This window comes from Aliivibrio sp. A6, from assembly GCF_028765505.1.
GTDB lineage: Bacteria > Pseudomonadota > Gammaproteobacteria > Enterobacterales > Vibrionaceae > Aliivibrio > Aliivibrio finisterrensis_A.
On sequence record NZ_JARACR010000005.1, the window covers coordinates 196,476 to 202,475 of the forward strand.

At 38.7% G+C, this 6,000-nt stretch carries 2 protein-coding genes; one reads left to right on the forward strand and one right to left on the reverse strand.

Annotation, left to right across the window (positions count from 1 at the left end; all coding sequences use genetic code 11):
* Positions 1–10: 10 nt before the first annotated feature.
* Positions 11–901 (forward strand): LysR family transcriptional regulator, encoded by an 891-nt coding sequence (locus PVK70_RS05345; RefSeq protein ID WP_130047568.1) that lies wholly within the window; start codon positions 11–13, stop codon positions 899–901.
* 94 nt (positions 902–995) lie between these two features.
* Here PVK70_RS05345 and PVK70_RS05350 read toward each other — a convergent pair.
* On the reverse strand, positions 996–6,000 hold a 5,005-nt coding region (locus tag PVK70_RS05350), incomplete at its 5' end, for an Ig-like domain-containing protein (RefSeq protein WP_274441280.1).

Sequence of the window (6,000 nt, forward strand, 5' to 3'; positions counted from 1 at the left end):
AAGGATCGTCATGCAATCACCCATCACGCTTGATGCACTAAGAGCATTAGATGCCATAGATAGAAAAGGCAGTTTTGCCGCTGCAGCTAAATCCTTATTCAAAGTCCCTTCAGCACTCACTTATACCATTAAAAAGCTCGAGGATGACCTTAATGTAATTTTGTTTGATCGCTCAAAACAGAAAGCCCAACTGACCTCTGCAGGTAAATTGATCCTAGAGCAAGGACGAGAAATTCTAATCGCTACCGATAAATTAGAATCAGCAGTGAAGCAGCTTGATTCTGGGTGGGAAAGAAACCTTATCATCTCAAGAGATACCATTATCCCGCTAACTCCTTTGCTAGAGTCCATTCTTAAGTTCAATAAATTAGAACATGATACCAATATTACTATTTCTGAAGAATCACTCGGTGGCGGTTGGGATGCCTTACATAGTAACCGTACTGATATTGCCATTGGCGTTTCAGATCATTTACCAAAAGGCGAGTATCAAATAAAAGAAATTGGTAGAGTCGACTTTCTATTTGCAGTAAGTCAGGATCATCCTTTAGCCTTCATAGACCGCCCTATCGAAGCCAGTGATTTATTGCTGTACCCTTCCTTAATTGTGTCTGATTCTTCTTTATTACTGCCTACCAGAGATACCGGTCTATTTAAGAGCAAACAACAAATTCGCTTTAAAACCATGCAGGCTAAAATTGAGGCTCAGACAATGGGGCTTGGTGTTGGTTTTTTACCTCGCCATTTAATTAAACAACAGCTAAACGACGGTATTTTGATTGAGAAGAAATGCGCAGTGCCAAGAGTTAACCCACCTTTATTTATTGCATGGCATAAAGATAATGATGGTAAAGCGTGTGAATGGTTTGCAAGAGAATTGGCGCATAACAAATGGTTATAAATAGCTTATTTTCGAACTATCGTGGAAAGCATTGATTATTATTAGATATACAGAACTAATCACCCCCACTAAAATTTAGTGGGGGTGATTCATTTTACCAGTGCATAATTACTTCAACCCTCCTATTAAGAGCTCTACTTGCTTCTGAGTAATTATCAATGCGTGGTTTTCTTTCTCCATGGCCTTCTAGGAAAATCCAGTCAGAATTTAAGCCTTTCTCAATAAGATATCGTTTCACATCATTAGCTCTATCTAAAGAAAGTTGATCATTGCTTTCATCAGTACCAACAAAATCGGTATGACCATTTAAATAAACAACATATTTTGTTTTAGATAAAGCATTTTCAATCAATTTATCTAGCTTTAATTGTGCTTCTTTTCCTAACTGACTTTCACCAAAACCATAATAATCTATAATTAACTTTTCAGTTTCAAGCTCTTTATCAATGCTATGGTTATGTACGACATTATAAGTATTATATATTCGAACTTCCCCTCCAGCTAACACCTCATCAGCAACTGGCTCTGTTGTCGTTTTTTTCTGAGCACCAAAATAACGCCCAATACTAATACCAAGATTCATCGCATCGGTATCATAATAATTTGCTTCTAAGCGTAAAAACCAAGGTGACTTTCCAGGTCTCAATTGAATTCCACCTCCAACATTCACCTGGATATTATTCTCATCAGAATATTTAATTCGTGAGTCACTCGTATCATGCATCATCATACTTGCCCCCAGCTTCCCATAAACATTAATGTATGGACTGAACTCGGGCTTAAACAAATAAGCCCCAAGCGATACCGAAGGCGCAGCATAACTTATCGTTTCAGTGCCTGAATAAACTGACGGTACATTCATCGCTCTGTTATTAATCAACTCAGCATCACCTAATGATACATAACCTGCTTCAACAAACCACCGTGGTGAAAAATGATAGCCCACACCAATATTCCAACTCGTTGGACCAGAAGCATCATCAGCATACCAACCTTGAGATTCCTCTTCTGGTTCTAATGTACTTACCCCAATACCAGCTAAACCATACCAACAAGATTCAAAGCCACCTTCTTCTGAATACCCACAAGTATTATAAGAAGACGCTCTTGCTGTATTAACGCTTAATATTGATAGCATCACTAAACTTAATACAAACGATGTATTTCGATTACGTACTATTGATAATAAAAGTAAAGAAAGCAGTGAAAGAACCCCAATACTACCACCAGAGCTTGCTGCAGTATTTAAACGATCTAATTGATATGGAAGCATATTGCCTAAACTAGGATCAACAATATATTCATCATAATCACTGTAACCATCATTATCACTATCCTCATCTTGGAAATCGCGAAGACCGTCATTATCAGTATCCAATAAACGAATTTCTGCTCGCTCATCCCCACTCCAATGTCCTGTTGGAGTAACAATATTTGCATCAATTACATCACTAATACCATCAGCATCAATATCTAGCATATTATCTATTTGTCCATCGTGGTTAGCATCAAGCCCTATCAGAGTAGTGACATGACTCATCCCTACCGCTTCAACTAAATCAAAAATTAAATCATTATCAGAATCAAGATCAAAGATATCAGCAGTTCCATCCCCATCACTATCTAACATATTGGTAAATGCACGGTCATCTAAACCATCTTTATTGTTATCGATCATCGTATCAATAACACCATCATGATTAAGATCTAGATGCGGCATCTGCTCTAATAAATCAGAAATACCGTCATTATCAGAATCAAGATCAAGGTGATTTGGAATACCATCACCATCAATATCTAGACTTCCTTCAAGAAGATCAGGAATTGTATCGTTATCATCATCGCGATCTATGCTGTCTTGAATACCATCACCATCGGTATCTGCTCCAGCTAGTGGCGCACTTCCGTACATGTGAACTTGACCATCAACAGGGTCCTTTACACCATCGCCATCAACATCCGTAAAGTGATCATCTACCATTCCGTCATGATCGCTATCAATAGGCGTACCATCAGGCATTATTTGAGCAACTCCTGAGTCTTTTAGATCAAAGATCCCATCATTATTACTATCTAAATCAATATGATCATATAAGCCATCACCATCAGAATCTAACGGCGCTAACGCAGGAGTGCCATTTTCATCCATAATTCCATCCTTATCATCATCTAGAATACCAGCTTCGATAGAATCAGGGATCCCATCATTATCGCTATCTAAATCTAAATAATCAGGTAGACCATCTCCATCAAAATCAGAGAAAGTAAGGTTTCTAGATTGAACTCGGCCTCTATTGAACGCATGACTTCTTGTTACTGGTGCCTTATATGCGTTTCCTTTCGCTTCAATATAATCCTTAATGCCGTCATTATCTGCATCAACATCTAAGTAATCTAGCAGGCCATCACCATCAAAATCATTAGTTGATTCCACAGCATCTGGAATCGAATCTCCATCAGAATCTTCATCGATATAATCAGGAAGACCATCACCATCAGTATCTATAGGCTGAAAGATGTCATCAATACCATCACCAGTAGTATCATTTCCACCTGTATAATCCACATCAATTGCGTCATCAATACCGTCATTATCTTTATCTTTACCACTTAACTCAGGGAAAGTAACCGAACCTTTAATCTCTTCGCTATCAGGAATGCCATCACCATCAGAATCAAGAGAAAGGTAATTTAGCCCATCTTCTAAAGCAGAAGGGATACCATCACCATCATCATCTGTATCTAAATAGTTAGGTATTCCGTCACCATCGGTATCCATACAAGATGCAATAGAGCTATAACAAGTCCACTCTTCCATGTCCGTTCTGCCGTCCAAATCGCTATCTCGAACTGAAGCCCCAACAACTATCGCAGGACTAAGGCCTGAACTTTGTACTGGCGCTGGTGATGTATAGAAAGCATAAACAAACTCACCATGGTCTAATGACCCACTTGAATTCAAACAACTAAATTCATTTGTAATGTTATTCTTTATTAATGAACTACATACTAAAGAGCCACTGCTTACAACGGTTATGTCGCCATCAGAAACTCGCGATTTCCCTTCAAATAATGTTCCGACTGTTTCATCAATAATAGGCGGTGCCATTTCCTTACTTGTATCAATAATATGAGTTAATACTGGTGTATTTGTTTTCCCATCCAATGTTTGAGTAACGTAAATATTTTCATTTGCATTTAGCGGAACGCTAAAATTACATTCCCAACGAGTAATAGGGTCAACATAAGTCATACAGAGATCATCACCTGCGCTATTTCTTACTGTTACTTTTGCTGAGTATTCACCAAAACCTGATACTTTGCTACCAAGGCTAGGAGATACAACTAAAGAATGTAAGTGTGAATCATCTCTAGTATTTACGACAACTTGTGAGCTATTTGATACATTTTCAGCTTTATCTCTTACTGTTGCTTGAATCGTATCGTTAGCATCAAGTTTGCTTGTTGCATGACAAGACCAGAATCCAAATTCAGAAATAGTAACCCCTGGCTCTTCTTTAATAGAACGTGCACACACTTCTTCATTCTTGAAGTTTAATAAAACAATACTTCCATTTGGTTCCCCTCTTCCAGACAAAGGCTCTCCCGCTACAACTGGGAATATTACTGGTGGATTAGGTCTAAAAGTATCAACCATCAGTTCTGAGTCGCTAATATCATCTAATGACTGGTTATTAAAGACATCTATACTATGAGCAGTAATGTCATACACTCCATTAGATAACGCAGTAAAGTTAATTGATGCACCATTACTGTCTACTCCATTCGCGGTATCTAGCACCCATGGAGCAAATCCCTGTGCATCTTTATTTGCTGATGATTGAGTTACAAACGTAACCCCTTCGATCGTAATAAATACCTTATTATCTGCTTCAGCAAGACCAGATAGCGTTGGGTTTCCTTTATTCGTATACAGTTCATCGACTGTCGGTGTTAAAGGTAGAACAGTATCAACATCAAACTCTACCGTAGCTTCTTCTGTATTCTTATTCCCAGCAGGATCGCTAAAGCTATCGCTCGATACTGTAACTTTTCCAGTCACCGTGCTATTCGCTTTTGGTGTAAAGATAACGGTATAAACTTTATCTGTGCCAGAAAAACTAGATAATGTACCACCAACAACACTTAAATCACTCTCAGTAAAATCCGTTGACGTTTCACTTAATGTTATAGTGATCGTCGCTGTATCATTCATACCTAAAGCATTCTTATCAGACTTCATATCAGCCGTTGGTAATACAGTATCAATAATAATATCGACAACATCACCAACTGTATTTGTATTACCCGCCGCATCACTAAAGCTACCAACTGTTGCCGTTACCTTGCCTGTAACAATACTGTTTTCAGTTGGTGTAAATACTACCGTATACTTTGAACCAGATCCTGAGAAGCTCGACAAAGCCCCGCCTACCACAGTTAAATCTGATAGAGCAAAGTCCGTCGACGCCTCACTTAATGTCATTGTAATCGTTGCAGTTTCACCTGCTGCTAAATCAGTTACACTTGTTGTCATATCAATGGTTGGTACAACCGTATCGATAGTAAAATCAATCGAACTTCCAAGCGTATTAACATTCCCCATAGCATCACTGAAACTACTTACTGCAGCTGTCACTTTACCTGTGCCATTATTGCCAACACTAGGAGTAAATACTACGGTATACCCTGTACCAGTACCTGAGAAATTAGATAGCGAACCGCCGATAACACTTAAGTCTGACTCTGCGAAATCCGTCGATGCTTCACTTAGTGTGATCGTAATGGTTGCTGTTTCACCTGTCGCTAATTCAGTTTTATTCGCTGTCATGTCAATAGTCGGAACAACTGTATCAATAGTAAAGTCTACAGAATCACCAACAGCATTATTATTACCCTTCGCATCACTGAAACTATCTTTAGCTACGGTAACTTTACCTGCAACTGCACTATTTGCCGTTGGTGTAAACACCACTGTGTAGCTTGTACCTGAGCCAGTGAACGTTGATAAAGTCCCTCCAGCCACACTCAAGTCTGATAAAGCAAAGTCTGTTGATGTTTCACTTAATGTCACTGTAATCGTTGCAGTTTCACCTGCG

Excerpts from the sequence above, each read along its gene's own strand:
- PVK70_RS05345 (WP_130047568.1), top strand. The coding sequence starts at position 11 with ATGCAATCACCCATCACGCTTGATGCACTAAGAGCATTAGATGCCATA.